The organism is Microcoleus sp. B13-B6 (assembly GCF_036705405.1).
Classification (GTDB): Bacteria; Cyanobacteriota; Cyanobacteriia; order Cyanobacteriales; family Microcoleaceae; genus Microcoleus.
Window position 1 is genome coordinate 1 of record NZ_JAUBUJ010000128.1, and the last position, 20,658, is coordinate 20,658.

The following is a 20,658-nucleotide window of genomic DNA, read 5'->3' on the forward strand; positions in this document are numbered from 1 at the left end:
TTGAATTGCCCATCAAGTGCGATGTCTGCGGTTAGCTACGCGATCGCGATTTTTTCTAACTTATTCAGCAAGCCCTACCTATTCCATCAAAGGAGCCTAGTCTGATGAGCAAACTGCAAGCCCCCGATCAAGAAGCCACGGTCAGATTTACTGTGGATATGTCCGAAACTCTGCACCGCAAGCTGTCGATGTTGGCAGCTAGGACGGGGCGCAAGAAAGTGGATATAGTGTGGATGTTGTTGGAGGATGGTTTGAAAGAGGTTGAGGGATAAGGATTCTTTGGATATTGATGGCGATCGCTGTACTCGGAAGGTGGCCATCGCTTTTCATGCTAGTCGGACTTAGAACTTTTAAGACAAAACAAAGCTTTCCTTCATCTCTGAGAGGTAGGGGTTTCATGTGATTTTACCCCCTTTGACGTATTTTCCTTGTCTAGCAAGGGTTTTAACTCTATTAACTGTGAAAATTTGTTTAAGTCCCGCTAGCCAAAGGAAAAGTTAGGAAATTAAAGAAATCAGGTTACTAAGAGACAAGTTGTGATATAAGCGTGCAACTATTTTTGCCGATCTTCACCTAACCTGAACTCGATAGATTATGCAAGATCCGACTTTTCCGACTTTACGATCCGACTTTTCCGACTTACAAAGGCAGGGGAGAGGAAATATTATAGAGATAAGATGCGTCTCAAAAGCTGTGGAAGGAATTAATAGACTTTCATAACTTTTGAACGATACAGCTATAATCAGGGCTTAACGCTACAAAAGGGACTTCTACTTAATTACTACCATATTGTTCAGAGCGTGTATGATCGCACGTCGAGCGTGAAATTACGGCTATTGTTTAGCTCGTAATTTACAGAATAGTGCGTCCATCTTTTTTATATCAGTAAATCCCCTATGGACGGAGGGATATAAGGATGTATAAATTATCTCAAGAACTATTTGCTCTCGAAGTGAATGTAAATTGCGGCATTTCTTCTCAACCTTTTTCTACGTTACTCATGTCCCAACCAGGAAATGTTGAATTTTTACTTTCCATGACGTTTCCTTTACACAAATTTTATTGATTTCCCTTGACAAGCATCTATCCAAAGAATTATCTTAAGTATGTCTAGAGATAGATGACAAATAAACAAGCTGATAAGTAAGGCTGGCAAAAAGATTAAATTGAATCTATAGGGGGTAGGGGCTCAAAAAATCAGATTATTAGTGTGATCAAGGCATTCAAGAGCGGACGTATGGGTGCAATAGTAGCGTCCGGCAAAAAAATTTGTATCGAGCCAACTTTTTGAAAGGTGCTGAAAGATTGGGAGAACAGTGGGTGCAGTTGACTGTTTTCAATATACCTACCCTTGGCATCAATATTACGCAGATACGGATTGCATTTGGCTAGCGATCGAATATCACCCGACTAAAACTACCCTCTGAGCGGGGATAAATCCATGGCTTCCATTCTTCGCCATAGTTTTGCTCTTAATTCGAGATAGATATTCGCTTTCTCGATAGTCAATTTGATGAATATTACCCCTGTCTTTTTGTTTAGTCAATTCACCATCAGGAGCTGATCATGTCTGATTCAATTTCTATTTTCAAGAAAACTTCCTACAGATTTGTTAAAGTCGAAGAATACTTTGCCGATTACAAAAATTGGGAAAAGATCGAGCGAGCTGTTTCTGCATCCTTCGATTCTGAAAGCAAAACCTTGGCAATCAATTTTGGCAATATTGGAGAAACCCAAAAACTTTGCTCTATGCTTCTTCATGTTCTTCAAAAAGATATTATCAGAAGTCGCTTTAATCCGCTGAAAAATGCTCAAATTTATTCCAAAAATAATACCCGTTCTGTTGTTCAAGACAGACTGGAAGATTTAAGAATTATTTTGAAAAAACAGGAGCCATTCTCAGTCGAGCAAAAACCGACGGAAAATGGTATCGAGTTAGTGACGAACTATGAGGAATATGGAACCCCCAAGCAGGCAATGAAGGTAGTTGTTACTTACGCTCCCTTCAAGATAGAAGTCTTCAACTACACGAACAAGCATAATCCTGCCAAGCAAGAAGCCTTTAAAGTGTGGGAAACAGCCGCTCCCGGAATTTACTACACTTTTACCGGCGCAGAAAAAGAAGATTACTCTATTATTCAGGCGATTGAAAAACCAGCGACAGCGAAATATATTGGATTTGGAGAACAGGGCGGTAAATCTCTGTGTAAAAATACAGAGCAAGTCAATTATTTCAACTTTGACAATATGCGCTATCGCCAAGTCTATAACATAGGACCTTTAGACGATCGCGAACCACTTTACCACTCCGACCCTTTCTTCCTGGAATTTAACGGCGTTCCTAGCCAAGATAGCGTCTACGGCATTTATATTGACAACCCCGCTCAACTCTTAGTTGATATCGGCTACGCCAACTCCAGTCGATATATGTTGGGAACTCGCTTCGGCGATCTGGATTATTACTTCTTTCTAGGCGATACCTCTGCTGAGGTTGTAAACGGTTTTACTTCAATTGTAGGTCGGTCTCGCTTAAGCCCCCGCTACGCCTTGGGATATCACCAAGGATGCTATGGGTATGAAAATGGGGAAGCGCTGAAATGGGTCGTTGATAAATATCGGGATTATGGCATTCCACTCGATGGTCTGCATATCGATGTGGATGTACAAAACAATTATCAAACATTCACGATTAATGACAATTTCCCCAAAACCCCCAATAATGTTTTCCGCGATGCCAAAGAAATGTTTTCCTATCTGCGGTCAAAAGGAGTGAAGTGTAGCACAAACATCACCCCTATCATTAGCAATCGCGACCCAAATTACTCAACTTATGCGGAGGGATTAGCGAATAACTATTTCGTGCTTGACAAGCGCCATCAGGCAGAGGAAACAAAAAACGGGTGCTATCAAGATTATTCAGGCGGGTTTGAGAAAAATAATGAGGTTCCAATCCTACCCAATAGCCCGAACTATAATACCGGGAAGCCTTATATAGGGGAAGTTTTCTATGGCAATCCTCAAGGTGTCGATCTTGGTACACCTGGTCATTACCCAGATTTAGCACGCTCGGAAGTACGCGAATGGTGGGGGAAACAATACAAATATCTGTTTGAGATGGGTCTAGAGTTTGTCTGGCAGGACATGACGACACCAGCTATCCGTTCCACCCGAGGAGATATGCGGAGTTTTCCGTTCCGGCTGCTCGTGACTGATAATTTTCTCTCGGACGAGCCTCTCAAGGAGACCCCATTTATTAAGATATGGAATTTGTACTCTTACAATCTCCACAAAGCCACATATCACGGACTGAACCATCTTGCCGAGAATTTTCCACAGACCCTAGAAGAACGAAAAAACAAACGCAATTTTATTGTTGGGCGCGGTAGTTTTACCGGAATGCACCGCTTCGCTGCATTATGGACGGGCGACAACAGTTCTAGTTGGGATTTCCTTAAGATGAACGTATCGCAAGTCATCTCGCTGGGGATGTGCGGAATGTCAATCTGCGGTCAGGATATTGGTGGCTTTGAGGCTGAAAATGACTCGCAACATTGGGCAGGACCAGAGTTGCTCATGCGATGGACGGCGGCGGGTGCTTTCCTGCCTTGGTTCCGCAACCACTATATGCGGAAAGGACGGAAACAGTTCCAAGAACCATTCATGTACGTAGAATGGTTTACCCAATACCGGGGTGGCAATCTACCAGAACCGCAAGCTCAATACCAGATGGTTCTTCCCGTTTGCAAATACTACATTGAATTGCGCTATCAACTGCTTCAACTGTTCTACGATGCAATGTTTGAGAATTGCCTCAATGGAAAGCCAATCTGTCGGGCCATGTTCCTCAACGATCCCAGCGATAAAGCACTTTACAATGACAAGGTTGAATTTTTAGACAATCAATTCTTTGTCGGTCGAGATTTGCTGGTGGCTCCCATACTCGACGAGCAGAACAAGTGTGGCGGTAAACGGGACATTTACCTCCCAGCAGATAGCAACTGGTATTGCTTTAAAAATAACGGGCAGCCATTGGATGACGTAGTGGAAGGCGGTACTACAATCCGCGACTTCGATGCTCATCTGAGTGCTGACTGTAAACACATTAACTTCATCGTGCCGATCTACGTGCGTGCAGGAGCGATTATTCCTACCATTGAAGTAGAACAGTATGTTGGTGAACGTCAAGCAAACCGGGAAAAGTACCCAGATGGAAACCCCATCACCATTAATATCTATCCTGGTGTGTACACAAATCAGACTGATGACGAGGAGCAGATGCGAGTTGATGTCCGATCGATTTACTTCATGTATTTAGATGATGGGGTTAGTCGTTCTTCCGCACCATCGATAAAAGAATTGCCCGGAAGCGACGAGATGGGCGAGGGAAAATATCGCCAAACCAAAATTCAACACTCCTATCTAGACTCTAAAATACGCCTGATTAATATCGATCGCATCCATAACAACTACACTCCGAGCGAGCAATATTTCTTCGTTGCCATATTGCACGCTCCTTCGGAACTGCCCGAACGCGACTCCAACTCCAAACAACGAACTTCATCTCCCTTGAAGAAGGTAAGCCTCAATGAGGAAGAGATTCCTTTGATTACAGGTGATACTCCTGAAAACCGGGCTAACCAACTGAAGAATTCTCCCAAGAATGCCCGGTATTACAACGAGAAAATCAATATTAGTTTCCTTAAGGTGTTTGACAACAATTCAAGGTTCACAATTACGGCAGAGTATGTCTAATGGAAAAATTAGCCAAGAGAAAGGATAGGGAAGATAAGTCTCTTTTGGCATTATCAAGTAAATTAATTTTTCGAGTAGACCGACCCCGGAATTTCAAAGTTTGACCTACCTCCTGCCTTGGCAGGAATAAGTGGAATAACTCAATCCTCCCCAAAACGCCGCTAGTTTCCCTGCGTTGGCGATTTTGATCTCACGGATTTAGTCCGAGCTTTGTCTAAAAGCTCGGACACTAAATACTCTAGTCCGAAGTAAAAACATCCGAAAACACAAATATTTATGACTTCATCTACAACCCCAGAAATATCTTCGGAACAAAATATACCTATTTTGAAGGATAAAATCACTCCCATGACGCCAGAGACACGGGCATCCTTTCATCCGCTCTCGCTGGGTCAGCAAGCTTTATGGTTTCTCTACCAGATGGCTCCCGAAAGCTTTGCTTACAACATTTTCGATACAGCGGTAATTCGCTCATCCATAGATGTTACAGCTTTGCAACGGGCGTGGCAAAAGATTGTCAATCGTCATCCGATTCTCCGAACTACTTATACCACCTACGAAGGAAAACCATTTCAAAATATTCAGGAACAGTTAGAACTTTCTATCCAAATAACAGATGCTTTAAATTGGAGCGAAGACTACTTAAAAAAACAAATATTATTAGAAACTGACCGTCCCTTTAATCTTGAAAAAGAACTACCTTGGCGGCTGAATATATTTACTCTATCGCCCCAAGAACATATTCTGTTGCTGACAATGCACCACATTGCCAGCGATTCGTGGTCTTATGATTTACTCTTTACTGAACTGCAACTCTGGTATGCAGCCGAAACGGAACAAGTCAGCCCTCAGCAAATAGAAGATTCTCTCCTTAAAAATCTGTCCTATACCGACTTTGTACATTGGCAGTCCGAAATGCTATCGAGTCCAAAGGCAGAAAAACATTGGGAATACTGGCAAAAGCAACTAGCGGGTGATTTGCCAATCCTGAATTTGCCAACAGACAGACCCAGACCGCCGATACAGAGCTTTCGGGGAAAAACGCATATTTTTCAACTACATGAAAAATTAATTAAGGGACTGGGAGAGGTAGCTAGAGCGACAGGTACAACTCTTTACAAGCTGATGCTGGCGGCTTTTTTTGTGTTGCTTTACCGCTACACAAATCAAGAAGATATCCTGGTGGGAAGTCCGATGCTGGGAAGATCCGGTCGAGAGTTTAGAGGAGTTGTCGGTTATTTCGTCAACCCTGCTGTTTTGCGGGCTTCTATTTCGGGAAACCTGACCTTCCAAAATTTTTTAGATCAGGTCAGCACTCAAGTCAAAGCAGCCCAAAAGCATCAGGATTATCCATTTCCACTTTTAGTAGAGCAACTTCAGCCTCAGCGAGACCCCAGTCGTTCTCCACTGTTTCAAATCAGCTTCACTTGGCAAAAGCAACGTTGGTGCGAGCCAGGAAAAGGGCTAGGCTTGAAGATGGAGCCATATCCACTCGGCCATCAACGGGGGGCAAGTTTTGACCTGGATGTGATGATGATGGAAATGGGAGAAGTTCTCCAGGCTGGCTGGCAATACAACACGGATCTGTTTGATGGGGCAACTATCGCTCGAATGGCGGAACATTACCAGACTTTACTCGAAGGAATCGTCGCCAATCCCAAGCAGAAAATTTCAGAATTACCCTTGCTGACACCAAACGAGCGCCACCAGATCCACGTCGAGTGGAATAATACTTGGGCTGAGTATCCCCAAGATAAGTGCATCCATCAGTTGTTTGAGGAGCAAGTTGAGCATTCACCAGACGCTGTAGCAGTGGTTTTTGAAGGAGAACAGCTTACCTATCGCGAATTGAATGCAAAAGCGAATCAGTTGGCGCACTATCTGCAATCGCTAGGAGTAGGGCCAGAAGTGCTAGTGGGTATTTGTGTAGAGCGTTCTCTGGAAATGGTAATTGGTTTATTGAGCATCCTCAAAGCTGGCGGTGCTTATGTGCCACTCGACCCCAATTATCCACAAGAACGCTTATGCTTCATGCTAGAAGACTCTTCGGTGTCTGTGTTGCTTACCCAGACGCAACTGGTTGAATTGCTTCCTCCTTCCTCAGCGCGTGTTGTCTGTGTGGATGGGGACATAGAAAAAATTGCTTTCCACAGTTCAGAGAACGCCAATAGCACAGTAACGCCGGATAACCTAGCCTACGTTATCTACACTTCAGGCTCTACAGGAAAACCTAAAGGCGTGTTATTAGCACACTCTGGGCTGTGCAATTTAGCCAAAGCACAAAGCAAGCTATTCAACATACACTCAGAGAGTCGAATTCTTCAGTTTGCCTCGTTTAGCTTTGATGCCTCGGTTTCGGAAATTGTCATGGCTTTGATATCGGGAGCAACACTGGTATTGGCTTTGCGAGAGTCTTTAATGCCGGGGCCTGCTTTGACTGGGCTGCTGGGCGAGGAGGCCATCACCACTATTACCCTACCCCCATCAGTTTTGGCGGTACTACCTCCCGAAGAGTTTCCAGCATTGCAGACAATTATTGTAGCAGGAGAAGCCTGTAGCGCCGACCTCGTAGCACGTTGGGCACCAGGTCGTCAGTTTTTCAATGCTTATGGGCCAACAGAAGCCACCGTCTGCGCCACCGTTGCCCTTTGCAGTGACGGCAGTCGAAAACCGCCCATTGGGCGTCCCATTGCCAACACCCAAATCTATATTCTCGACCCTCACAACCAACCCGTTCCCATCGGTGTTCCTGGAGAACTCCACATTGCGGGTGTAGGACTCGCAAAAGGTTATCTCAACCGTCCCGAGTTGACTGATGAGAAATTTATTCCCAACCCCTTGAGCAATGAACCGGGTTCGCGCCTCTACAAAACCGGTGACTTAGCCCGTTACCTTCCAGACGGCAACATCGAATACATCGGTCGCATTGACAACCAGGTGAAAATGCGCGGCTTCCGCATCGAATTAGGCGAAATTGAAGCGCTCTTGAGACAGCATCCCGGTGTCAGAGAAACTGTGGTTATCGCCAGAGATTTCGTTGCAGGTAATAAGCAATTAGTCGCTTATATTGTTCCGCATAACATACCTGAACCGGCCATTCCTGACCTGCGGCACTTTCTCAAACAGCAACTGCCTGATTATATGGTGCCCAGTGCTTTTGTTATGCTGGAAGCACTACCCCTGACTCCCAATGGCAAAGTAGACCGTCGGGTCCTACCCGCCCCTGAACAGCGGAACGAACTGGAAGAGTCTTTTGTTGCCCCTCTCACTCCAATTGAGGAAATATTAGCCAATATCTGGGAAAACATCCTTTCAATTGGCTCTGTGGGCATTCGCGACAATTTCTTTGAATTGGGTGGACATTCCTTATTAGCCACTCAAGTGACTTCTAGGGTGCGGGATACCTTGGCTGTTGAATTACCGCTGCGGAGTTTGTTTGAAGCCCCCACGATTGCCGAATTCGCTGCGCGGGTTGAGAATTCGCTCGCCAAAGGACAATCGGTACAAGCTCTGCCTCTTGTGCCAATTCCCCGGTCAGGGGACATTCCACTCTCTTTTGCTCAAGCAAGGTTGTGGTTCCTCGATCAATTACAGCCAGACAGTGCATTTTACAACATCCCGCTTGCGTTACGTCTTTTCGGTCAGCTCAATATAGCGGCGCTACAGAGCAGCATCAATGAAATTATCCGGCGCCATGAAGCCTTACGTACCAACTTTGCAATAGTAGAAGGTCAATTTGTTCAAGTTATCGCCTCAACTATTAGTTTTCAACTACCAGTTGTGAACTTGTTGCACATCTCTGAGAGCCAACGAGAAATTGAAGCGAAACGATTAGCTACGGTTGAAGCGAATCGACCTTTTAACCTGGAGCAAGAGCCTTTACTCCGAGGTATTGTACTACAGCTAGGTGAAACAGAGTACCTTTTGCTGCTCACCATGCACCACATTATTTCTGATGGTTGGTCGCTGGGCGTATTCGTGCGAGAACTAACAGAACTTTACCAAGCTTTCTGTACAGGAAAGCCTCCAGTTTTACCAGAGTTACCAGTACAATATGCCGACTTTGCGGTTTGGCAACGACAGTGGCTAACTGGAGAAATACTAGAAACCCAAATTCACTACTGGAAGGAACAACTCAAGAACGCTCCAAATTTATTAGAATTGCCCACAGACCGAGCACGACCTGCTGTTCAAACCTTCCGGGGAGGATATTACTATGCAGCCTTTTCCAAAGAATTGAGCGCGGAACTTGCCATTCTGGGTAAGCGAGCGGGAGTCACTCTGTTTATGACGCTTTTTGCAGCGTTTCAGACATTTCTCTACCGATACTCAGGGCAAGATGACATCGTAGTAGGGACACCTGTAGCTGGTCGCAACCGACGGGAACTTGAAGGGCTAATCGGCTTTTTTGTCAATACTTTAGTGCTGCGTACCGACCTCGGCGGCAATCCCAGTTTTGAGCAGTTACTCGATCGAGTTCGGGAAGTGGCACTGCAAGGTTACACGCATCAAGACCTGCCATTCGAGCAGTTGGTAGAAGCATTGCAACCAACACGCAATTTAAGCTACACGCCTCTATTCCAGGTGATGTTTGCTCTTGATGACGCAGGAGTACCTTCTATGGAACTGCTTGATTTAGCGGTAAGCTCGTATTCCGTGGAAATCGTCACAGCCAAGTTTGATTTGAGCCTATCAATGGAGAATACGGCTGATGGATTAGTAGCAGAATGGGAATACAACTCGGATCTGTTTGATGAGACTACCATCGTTCGGATGGCGGCACATTTCCAGACCTTGTTGGAAGGAATCGTCGCCAATTCCAAACAGGCGATTTCAGAATTGCCTCTACTGACACCAGGAGAGCGACAGCAGCTATTAGTAGAGTGGAACAACACCGCTAAAGACTATCCCCAAGAGAAGTGCATCCATCAGTTGTTTGAAGAACAGGTGGAACGGACACCCGATGCCGTAGCAGTGGTGTTTGAAGAAAAACAACTCACCTATCGAGAGTTGAATGCCAAAGCCAATCAACTGGCAAATTATCTGCGCTCGCTGGGCGTGGGGCCAGAAGTGCTGGTAGGGATTTGTGTAGAGCGTTCTCTGGAAATGATAATCGGTTTGTTGGGCATCCTCAAAGCTGGCGGTGCTTACGTTCCGCTAGACCCGAACTATCCGTCTGAGCGCTTGGCTTTCATGCTAGAAGATTCGTCGGTTCCAGTGCTGCTCACTCAAGAGAGGCTAGTCGAAAAACTTCCCCAACACTCTGCGTGTGTTATCTGCTTGGACTCTGAGTGGGAAAAAATTGCTGTGAACAGCAAAGAAAACCCTTCCATCCCACTGAAGCCCAAAAACTTGGCTTATGTTATCTACACATCAGGGTCTACAGGAAAACCCAAAGGGGTTTTAATCCACCATGAATCGCTAGTCAATTACACAACGGTTGCGAGTGCTGAATATAGAATACAGAAGTGCGATCGCATTTTACAATTCTCCTCAATTAGTTTTGATGTTAGTGCCGAAGAAATCTATACCAGCCTGACTTCTGGTGCCACGCTTGTCTTGCGTACTGATTCCATGCTGGACTCCATTGAGGGATTTTTGCAAAAGTGCAAGAATTGGGAAATCACTGTAATGGCTTTGCCGACAGCCTACTGGTACGAACTGACCGCTTTCTTGAGTCAAGAAACGCTAGCATTACCCCCATCATTACGCTTGGTAATCATTGGCGGAGAAAAAGCACTGCCCGATCGACTGAAAACTTGGCTTGAATGTGTGGGAGAGCGAGTTCGTCTGGTGAATAATTACGGCCCTACAGAAGCTACTGTGGGAGCCACGATATGCGACTTATCGGTAGCGGACACCAAATTGAAGGAGTTGCCGATCGGTCGTCCCCTTGGTAATGTCCAGACCTACATCTTAGATGGGAACAGACAGCCTGTACCCATTGGTATTCCTGGCGAGTTGCACATCGGTGGCGCTGGTTTAGCACGGGGATACCTCAACCGTCCCGATTTGACCGATGAGCGGTTCATTCCCAATCCCTTTACTGATTTGCCCACTTCTCGCCTGTACAAAACTGGAGATTTGGCTCGCTATCTGCCCGATGGCAATATCGAATACCTAGGTCGGATAGATGACCAAGTAAAGGTGCGCGGTTTTCGTATCGAACTCGGAGAAATCGAAGCAGCACTCAGCCAACATCCAAACTTGCTCCAAGTCGCTGTTACGCTTCGAGAAGACATTCCGGGTCAAAAGAGCTTAGTGGCTTATATTGTCCCTCTTCAGGAACCAGCCCTCACTTTTAGTGAACTGCGCCATTTTCTGAAAGAGCGACTACCAGACTATATGGTGCCTAGTGCTTTTGTAATTTTGGAGTCTTTGCCACTGACCCCCAATGGCAAAGTAGACCGCAAATTATTACCAGCACCAGACCTCAATAGTTTAATTCACAAAGGAGATTTTGTAGCTCCTCGGACTCCTACAGAAGAATTAGTAGCATCTATCTGGACTGAGGTTTTGGGAGTCGAGCAACTCAGCGTCAATGACAACTTTTTTGAATTAGGTGGGCATTCCTTACTGGCAACTCAACTGCTCTCAAAACTCAGTTCCCATTTGGGGTTAAATCTGCCCTTATCTAAGTTGTTTGAAGCTCCAACTGTAGCAGGTTTTTCAAGCTACATTGAAGCAATTTCTTGGGTAAACCAAAATGTTAACACTAGCACCAATAATTTAGAGGAGGTAGAATTTTAATGAATACCATTGAATTTATTAATCATTTACGCAAGTTAGATATTAACCTGTTTTTGGAAGGAGAACGCCTTCGTTGCAAGGCTACTGAAGGGATTCTTACCCCTGCTATCAAGTCAGAAATTAGCGATCGCAAAGCTGAGATTATCTCGTTTCTGCAACAAGCTAATCTTCAAACCAATACCACAGCGATCGCTCCGATATCCAAAACAGAAAACAATATCTTTCCTCTTTCTTTTACTCAAGAGGGACTTTGGTTCCTCTACGAACTACAGCCTAACATCCCCTTCTATAACATTCCTCTGAACTTGCATTTTAGCGGTCAACTTGATATTACTGCTTTGGAGTCGAGCTTGCAATTATTGATCGCCCGTCATGAAATCTTACGCACTAACTTTATTACCGTTGATGGAAAACCTGCTCAAATCATAAATGCAACGAGAGATTTTACTTTACCAGTTGTTGATTTGCGTTCTTTGTCAGCGAGTCAACGGAATTTAGAGTATCATAAATTAGCTTCTCTTGCAATTAGCCATGTATTTAATCTGGCTGAAGATTCTTTAATTAGGGCAGAATTAGTTCAGCTTACCCCAACAGAAAATGTTTTACTGCTAACAATTCACCACATTATCTTTGATGGTTGGTCTGTCAATATTTTGCTTCAGGAATTTACGACAATTTACTCGGCTTTGGTTGAACAAAATAAACCCCATTTACCTGAAATTAATCTTCAGTATGTAGATTTTGCTGTGTGGCAGAAGCAGTGGTTACAGGGAGAAGTTTTAGAGTCTCAACTTGCTTACTGGCAACAAAAACTAACGGGAATGCCAGCATTGTTGGAATTACAAACAGATCATCCCCGACCAGCGGTACAATCCTTTCGCGGAGAAACCCAATTTTTTACGATTGAGCCAGAGATTAGTGAAGCCCTCGTAAATTTGAGTCAGCAGCAGGGAGTTACACTCTTTACATTACTCCTGGCTGCATTTAAAGTATTGCTCTACCGCTACACTAATCAACCCGATATTGTTGTTGGCTCTCCATCTGCGAACCGCCAAAACCTTCCAACTCAAGGAATGATCGGATTTTTTGTGAATACTTTAGTGTTACGCACAGATTTATCAAATAATCCTACCTTTCTGGAGTTATTACAACAAGTTAAAAAAGTTGTCTTAGAAGCTTACGATCATCAAGAATTACCATTTGATAAGTTAGTCGAAGCATTACACCCAGAGCGTAATTTAAGCTACTCACCTTTATTTCAAATAGATTTTTCCTTAGAAAATGAGACTACTTCTGCTATCAACCTCAAAGATTTAAGAATTAACATATCTAGTCCTGAAACCAATCATACAGCTAAATTTGATTTAAGCTTATCGTTGCTGAAAACCGAGCAAGGTTTAACAGGGGGATTTGAATATAGTACAGACCTTTTTGATGCCACGACCATTGCCAGAATGATAGAGCATTTGCAAACGTTGTTCGCTGGTATTGTAGCGAATCCAGAACAAAAGCTATCGGATTTACCTATTTTGACGGTGATTGAGAAACACAAATTATTAGTGGAGTGGAATCAATCCCAACAAGACTATCCTCAGAATCTCTGTATTCATCAATTATTTGAAGCACAAGTAGAACAAACGCCAGATGCCATAGCAGTAATCTTTAAGGATCAGCAACTAACCTATCGAGAACTAAACACCAAGGCTAACCAATTAGCACACCAATTACAAGCATTGGGGGTAAAACCAGAAACACTGGTGGCTATCTGCGTCGAACGTTCCCTGGAGATGGTAGTAGGACTCTTAGGTATTCTCAAAGCCGGTGGTGCTTATGTCCCACTCGACCCAAATTATCCCTCCGAGCGCTTGGCTTTCATGCTAGAAGATTCTTCAGTACCAGTGCTACTGACCCAACAGAAGCTGGTCGAGAAACTTCCTACACACTCAGCCCGTGTTGTCTGCTTGGACTCGAACTGGGGAGAAATTGCTGTTGAAAGCCAGGAAAACCCTTCCATCCCAGTGAAACCAGAAAACCTAGCTTACGTTATCTACACATCAGGGTCTACTGGAAAACCCAAAGGCGTTTTAATTGAACACAGGTCGCTAGTCAACTACACAATGGCTGCGATCGGTGAATATGGGATAGACAATAGCGATCGCATTCTCCAATTCTCCTCAATTAGTTTTGATGCTAGTGCCGAAGAAATCTATACCAGCCTGACTACGGGTGCAACGCTGGTCTTGCGTACCGATTCCATGCTCGACTCAATTGAGAGATTTCTGCAAGATTGCTCTAATTGGAACTTAACCATCCTGGCACTACCAACAGCTTATTGGCACGAACTCACAGCAATATTAAGCCAAAAAACTTTTGCCTTTCCCCCATCATTGCGCTTAATCAGTATAGGTGGAGAAAAAGCACTGCCGGAACGATTGAAAGCTTGGATTGAGTATGTGGGACAGCAAGTGCGTCTTATAAATGTTTATGGCCCAACAGAAACCACTATAGGAGCGACACTACGTGAGTTATCGCCAGCCGATGCCACATTAAGGGAGTTGCCAATAGGAAGACCGATTGCTAATGACTGTACCTACATCTTAGATCAGAACGGACAGCCTGTACCCATTGGCGTTCCGGGTGAGTTGCACATTGGTGGTGCTGGTTTGGCACGAGGATACCTCAACCGTCCTGAGTTGACCAATGAGCGATTTATTCCCAATCCCTTTAGTGACTGCTCCACCGTTCGCAAAGCGTGTGCGAAGCGCTCTCGCCTCTACAAAACTGGAGATCAGGTTCGTTACTTGAGCGATGGCAATATTGAATACCTTGGCAGAATAGATAACCAAGTAAAAATTCGCGGCTTCCGCATCGAACTCGGCGAGATTGAAGCAGCATTAGCCCAACATCCTGATGTTATAGAAGGGGTAGTTATTTGTCGAGAAGACAATCCTGGCGATAAGAAAATCGTAGGTTATATTACTTGTAACCTCATCCCAGATCGCATTCCTTATCACAGTGAATGTCAGCTAGAACTAGATAGTAATGCTATCAAATGCCATACAGAGGATATCTCCACAGGCAGCGTTGCTGTGGTAGGCGTACCAGCTATCAACCCAGATAAATCCTGCCACTTGCACTTACAACTACCTGGAGAGAAAGCTCCTCAGTGGCTTTCTGGAACAGTGGCTTGGTCTCATCCGCCAAAAGCTGGGGTTGGCTTTCATCTCACACCGAACGAACAGACTCAAGTTGAGCAGAGTATATCCTACCAGTTGGAATCTCAAGACTGGTGGAAAACTTTGCAGCGTACTATGACTCGCAACCTACGCGATTACTTGAAACAAAAACTGCCCAGCTATATGATACCGAGTGCTTTTGTGTTAATGAAAGCACTACCACTAACACCCAACGGTAAAATAGACCATCGCGCTCTACCTGCACCAGATAGTTTCCACACCGAGCAAGAAGACAAATTTGTTGCCCCTCGCACCCCGACTGAAGCCAAGCTAGCTGATATCTGGGCAGAAATTTTGAGATTAAAAAGAATCGGGATTAATGATAATTTCTTTGAACTGGGAGGACATTCACTTCAAGCTGTTTCATTGGTATCTAAGCTTTCAGCAGAAATGAACATTAAGGTTTCAGTCAAGCTTCTGTTTGAACATCCCACTATAGCTCAGTTAGCCGTAGCAATTGAGCAATTGCCCAGCCAAATACCATCTTTTAATGCAGAAGTACCTATAGCAAAAGTTGAGAAACCAGTGACACAATCTCTAGCAGCCACCACAGAAAAATCTCGATTTTTTCAACTAGAACAGCGCTCTTTACTCTCTTTGTTTGCTGTAGGAAAACTAGCACCTGTTGATTCAGCCGCTTTAGGTTATATTCCTCTTCCCCTAATGCAAGAAAGCAGTTTGAGTCGCCCTCAAATTCTTCTAAATTGGTTTGATAACCTGCCAATATGGGATGCTGTTATGGAGACTAAATGGGGTAGAATAGCAGGCTTAACTCTTCCTATATTTGAGGATGAACTATACAACGACCAACACAAACTCGTGCAGTTAGTTATTGAAGCGTTAGAAATGGCAGGACGACTCGGTGCTAAAACCGTTTCCTTAACAGGTTTAATTCCCTCGGCTACTGATTACGGTCGTGCCATTACCAAAGCTATTGAGGGGCGTAACGACTTACCGAAAATCACTACAGGACACGCTACAACCTGCTCTACTGTTGTTCTGACCATTAAGAAAATTTTAGAGGTTAGTCAGCGTTCTTTAGAACAAGAAAAAGTAGCTTTCATCGGTTTAGGTTCGATTGGAATTAATAGCCTGCGCCTAATGTTAAAATGCTTGCCGCATCCTAAGTCGATTATCCTGTGCGATATTTACAGTAAACAGGAATCCCTCCAAAATCTTCAACGCGAACTGAGCGATGATTTAGGATTTCGAGGTTCCGTCCAAATAGCAATCTCTTCGTCTTCATCTGAACTGCCATCGGAAATCTATGACGCTACCTTAATCATTGGGGCTACCAACGTCCCAGACATTCTCGACATCGATCGGCTGAAACCGGGTACTTTAATTGTTGATGATTCTGGCCCACACTGTTTTTCCCCTGAACAGGCGATTAAGCGCTTTGAGAAACACAAAGATATTCTCTTTACCGAAGGTGGAGCACTTCACGCACCTGACCCGATAGAAACGGTCATCTACCTACCCGAATCAATGAAGAAAAACATGGATGAAGATTCATTGTCAGACGAGTTCAAGCCTACCAATCCCCTGAACATTATGGGGTGCGTTATGTCCAGTCTCCTCTCTTCCCGTTTTGACAATATCAAGCCCACTGTAGGATTGCCAAATCTGGAAACTTGCGTGCAGCACTATCAAGGTTTAGAACGGTTAGGTTTTCAGGCAGCCGACTTACATTGTGAAGGCTATGTGTTGCAAATCGAGTCGAACCAACCGTCTGCCTAGCACGAATTAGCGATTATGCGTAGTCTTAAGAATTTCCGACCCTTTACAGGTGGAATGGGTGTTTTTCTTGTAGTCTGGTTTGAACAACTAATATCCTTGATTGGGTCGGGTCTAACGAGCTTTGCATTGGGAGTTTGGGTTGACAAACGTACAAGTTTAGTCACTGAATTCTCTCTGATTTTGCTATTTGCCATGCTACCGAATATCCGGCCTCCTCCAATAGCAAAGGCATTGGTTGACCGTGGGAACCGACTCTGGTGCATGATTCTGTCTGACTCCGATGCGGGGGTCACTACGGTGGCGATGTGGAATGTAAAGAATGTCATTTTTATAAAGGTCTAAAGGTCAAAAAATGGAAAACTTATCGCAACTGAAACTCAACGCAAGTCTATTCTCTAATCAGCCACTTCCAGTTGTTAACAGCTACAACGAATGGGACCCTCTCAAAGAAGTCATTGTCGGTCACGTTGAGGGCGCAGCCGTTCCCCACTTGGAGCCAGCACTCCTAACCAACTCTTACCCCAACAACTTGGGTTTTTTTCAAAAGTATGCGGGTCAACCCTTCCCTCAAGAACTTGTAGAAATAGCTGCTAAAGAATTAAACGAGTTTTGCCATATTTTAGAAGCTTTTGGTGTCACCGTTCGCCGTCCCGATCTGATCGACTTTTCCCAGACCTATAAAACTCTAGATTTTGAAGCTTCCGGTTTCTATGCTGCTATGCCCCGCGATGTTCTCATCGTAGTTGGCAATGAAATTATTGAAGCACCAATGGCGTGGCGATCGCGCTTTTTTGAATATCGCGCTTACCGTTCTTTAATACTCGAATATTTCCGACAGGGGGCTAAGTGGACAACGGCTCCAAAACCTTCTATGTCGGACGAATTCTATGATTTTGAATTTGCCCAAAAACCTGTCGAAGAACGTTACACTCTCACAGAACAAGGACACTTTGTTATCCGAGATACTGAACCTAGTTTCGATGCGGCTGATATTGTCCGTTTTGGACGAGATTTATTTGTTCAACGCAGCCACGTTACTAACAACATAGGGATTACCTGGCTCAAACGGCATCTAGGCGACACATTCCGGGTTCATGTGGTCAATTTCCCCGACTTCAATCCCATGCACATTGATGCTTCCCTTGTCCCTCTCCGCCCCGGATTAGCCTTAATTAATCCTGCCAGACCTTGCATAGAAAAAGAGCTTTTCAAAAAAGCAGGGTGGGATTTAGTCAAGGCGGCTCCATCTACCCTTCCTGACAATTGGCCTATGTATATGTGCAGTAGTTGGGTGTGCATGAATATTTTAAGCTTAGATCCCGAAACAGTTGTTGTGGAAAAGCAGGAAGAACCGATGCAGAAACTTTTAAAGGATTTAGGCTTCAAAGTGATTCCCGTTGATTTTCGCCACGTTTACACCTTCGGTGGCTCATTCCATTGTGTGACTTGTGATGTGCGACGCGAGGGTAAACTTGAAGAATACGGATTTTCTGACCCTCTGGAAGAAGATTGCTAAACTCCGGCAGGGAGGGGTAATGAAGCTATAGCTTATGTATCCCAATAGTTCTAGCTTTTGCACTCCTTGCAATAGGGTGCGTTCTATTGGGGCTTTTTCTTCTTGTTTTAACCACCTCGAAGCTACTGTAGGATTAGTTTTAGCAATTATGCGTAGTCTTAAGAATCTCCGAATCATTAAGGATGAAATAGGTGTTTTTCTGATAGTCTGGTTCGGACAACTGATATCCCTGATCGGATCGAGTCTGACGAGCTTTGCTCTGGGAGTGTGGGTGTATCAGCGTACAGGTTCAGTGACCCAATTCTCTCTGATTTTGCTATCGGCTATGCTGCCGAGTATCCTGATTTCCCCGGTAGCGGGTGCCTTAGTTGACCGATGGAACCGACGCTGGTGCATGATTCTGTCAGATTCCGGCGCCGGGATAACTACGGTGGCGATGGCTCTATTACTCGCTACCGGAAACCTTGAAATTTGGCACATCTACCTCGCCGTCAGCCTCAGTTCTGTCTGCAAAGCGTTTCAGTTGCCAGCTTACACTGCTTCGACCTCTTTATTAGTACCGAAGGAACACTTGCCGCGTGCTAGCGGTATGGTTCAATCAGGAGAAGCGTGCGCCCAGCTAATTTCACCGCTGCTAGCAGGATTCTTGCTGGGAATCGTTCAACTTGAAGGTGTCATTTTAATTGACTTTGCCACCTTCCTGTTTGCCCTCACCACCCTATTGTTCGTTCGCTTTCCTGACGCTAAAACTGCTGCTGTTCCCGTTGATGGAAAAGCGTCTCTCTGGCGCGAGGCAGTGGAAGGCTGTACTTATATTTTTGTTCGCCCCGGACTTTTTAGCTACTAATTATATTCGCCCTCAATAACTTTGTTCTAGGAATGATTGAAGTTTTATTCACGCCATTGGTACTTTCCTTTACTTCTGTCACCGTTCTCGGAACTATTCAATCCATCGGCGGTGCGGGGATGCTGCTGGGTAGTGTAGTTATGAGTATTTGGGGAGGTCCCAGAACTTTAATTCGTGGCGTATTTGGTTTTGCCTTTCTCAGTCAACTGTGCATTTTAGCATTGGGATTACGCGCCGATATCGCCCTTTTTGCTCTGGCTTTCTTCTTGTTTTTCTTCAGCTTGCCTTTCATCAATGGCTGGTGCGATGCCATCTTGCTCCGAAAAGTGGCTCCCGATATTCAAGGCCGAGTCTTTGCCACAATTAATATGATTTGTTTCTCGTGCATCCCGCTCGCCTATGTTGTGGCTGGCCCTCTAGCCGAACGAATCTTTGAACCTCTAATGGCGACTGATGGTTTATTAGCTGGAAGTATCGGTCAAATCATTGGCGTGGGGCCGGGCCGCGGTATTGGCCTGCTATTTATTACGATGGAAATTATAGCTATAGGGGTGACAGTTGCAGTTTACCGATATCCGCGCTTGCGGTTTATGGAATCTGAACTGTCCGATGCTATTTAGCGCGGCTTAAAAAGCTGAATTGAGAACAGTAAAAACCCTATTCTTTGGGAGATATCTTATGCCAACACTTCCCTTAATCGTGTCTGACGAAACCCTCCGAGATGGTGAACAACAAGCTGGGCTTTTCTTTCCTTATGAAACTAAAAAAACTTTAGCCAAACTCATCAGCCAAACCGGAGTTCATCAAATAGACATAATGCCAGCCGTTCACGAAACCGAAGAACATTTACTAAAAACATTAGTGGCAGAAGGTAATAGGAGCATTATGATGGCTGCCACAATGGTAGGCAAACAATTTATCGACCAGGCTATTGCCTGCGGAGTAGAACGAATAATCCTCTTCTATGCCGTTTCAGATCGTCTTTTACTTTCAAGAGATGCAGAAGTCCGCAATTTAACAGCGCTACCAGAGAAAACAGAGGATGACAATCTCCCTAAAGCTCTTGTCTGCCGCGTCCGTCAGAACATGATTAATAAAGTTTTGGAAAATCTGCGCTATGCTACGAGTGCAGAAGTCGGTTTAAAAGTAGAGTTTGCTGCCGAAGATGCCAGCCGGGCTGATTTTAACTTTTTAGTTCAGTGCATTCGCGAATTTCAACCCTACATCGAACACTTTGTCCTCTGCGACACAATGGGCATCCTCACTCCAGAGAAAACTTATGTATGGGTTCGCGACCTTCTAGAATTGGTCAACAATGCAGTTTTAGGAGTGCATTTTCACAATGACTTAGGCATGGCTCTCGAAAATACCCTCCAAGCTGTCATCGCGGGAGCTTCAATGATTTCAGGCACATTCCGAGGCATTGGCGAACGGGCGGGTAATATCCCACTAGAGCAAGTCTTAAATGGACTTAGATTGCGCTTTGGGATAGAAGTAGAGGGCATTAATTATGAAGCCCTCTCCCAAGTCACAGACTACCTCGATTCACTAGGAGTTCGTCCTGCTTCCCCTTACTCCCAAGCTGCCCTTCGTCACGAAAGCGGTATTCACGTTAACGGCTTCTTACGCGACCCAGATAGCTACCATATTTTTCCTCACGCCGCGCCAGAAATTTGGTTTGGCAAATGCAGTGGTTCTAGCAATTTTCAGTACCTGTTTGAGAAGCAACTCAATAAACCGCTGGCGTTGCTGAGTTAGAGTATGAATAGGAGGAATAATTTATGCAATGCCCAGAATGTAAATCAACCCATATCCGT

The 20,658-nt window shown here is 44.7% G+C and carries 8 protein-coding genes; all 8 read left to right on the forward strand.

The window, feature by feature from the left end; all coding sequences use genetic code 11:
• The first annotated feature begins 104 nt into the window (after window positions 1–104).
• The 8 genes from QUB35_RS34825 to QUB35_RS34860 all read left to right on the forward strand — a co-directional run bounded on the left by QUB35_RS34825 (window position 105) and on the right by QUB35_RS34860 (window position 20,599).
• Window positions 105–272, forward strand: a complete 168-nt coding sequence (locus QUB35_RS34825; RefSeq protein WP_333146962.1) for a hypothetical protein — start codon at window positions 105–107, stop codon at window positions 270–272.
• A 1,294-nt stretch (window positions 273–1,566) separates the two neighbouring features.
• Entirely contained in the window at window positions 1,567–4,752 is a 3,186-nt protein-coding gene (locus tag QUB35_RS34830; RefSeq protein WP_333146964.1) for a TIM-barrel domain-containing protein, read from the forward strand.
• A gap of 276 nt (window positions 4,753–5,028) precedes the next feature.
• Complete coding sequence (locus QUB35_RS34835) at window positions 5,029–11,502, forward strand: amino acid adenylation domain-containing protein (protein WP_333146966.1); 6,474 nt, start codon at window positions 5,029–5,031, stop codon at window positions 11,500–11,502.
• On the forward strand, window positions 11,502–16,478 hold the full coding sequence (locus QUB35_RS34840; protein ID WP_333146968.1) for an amino acid adenylation domain-containing protein: 4,977 nt from the start codon (window positions 11,502–11,504) through the stop codon (window positions 16,476–16,478). The genes QUB35_RS34835 and QUB35_RS34840 overlap by 1 nt, the downstream gene beginning before the upstream one ends.
• Before the next feature lie 352 nt (window positions 16,479–16,830).
• Window positions 16,831–17,994, forward strand: a complete 1,164-nt coding sequence (locus tag QUB35_RS34845; protein ID WP_333146970.1) for a NarL family transcriptional regulator — start codon at window positions 16,831–16,833, stop codon at window positions 17,992–17,994.
• Window positions 17,995–18,142: 148 nt separating this feature from the next.
• Window positions 18,143–18,841, forward strand: a complete 699-nt coding sequence (locus tag QUB35_RS34850; RefSeq protein ID WP_333146972.1) for an MFS transporter — start codon at window positions 18,143–18,145, stop codon at window positions 18,839–18,841.
• 32 nt (window positions 18,842–18,873) lie between these two features.
• Window positions 18,874–19,461 (forward strand): hypothetical protein, encoded by a 588-nt coding sequence (locus QUB35_RS34855; RefSeq protein WP_333146974.1) that lies wholly within the window; start codon window positions 18,874–18,876, stop codon window positions 19,459–19,461.
• Window positions 19,462–19,519: 58 nt separating this feature from the next.
• Window positions 19,520–20,599 (forward strand): 2-isopropylmalate synthase, encoded by a 1,080-nt coding sequence (locus tag QUB35_RS34860; RefSeq protein ID WP_333146976.1) that lies wholly within the window; start codon window positions 19,520–19,522, stop codon window positions 20,597–20,599.
• Window positions 20,600–20,658 lie beyond the last annotated feature (59 nt).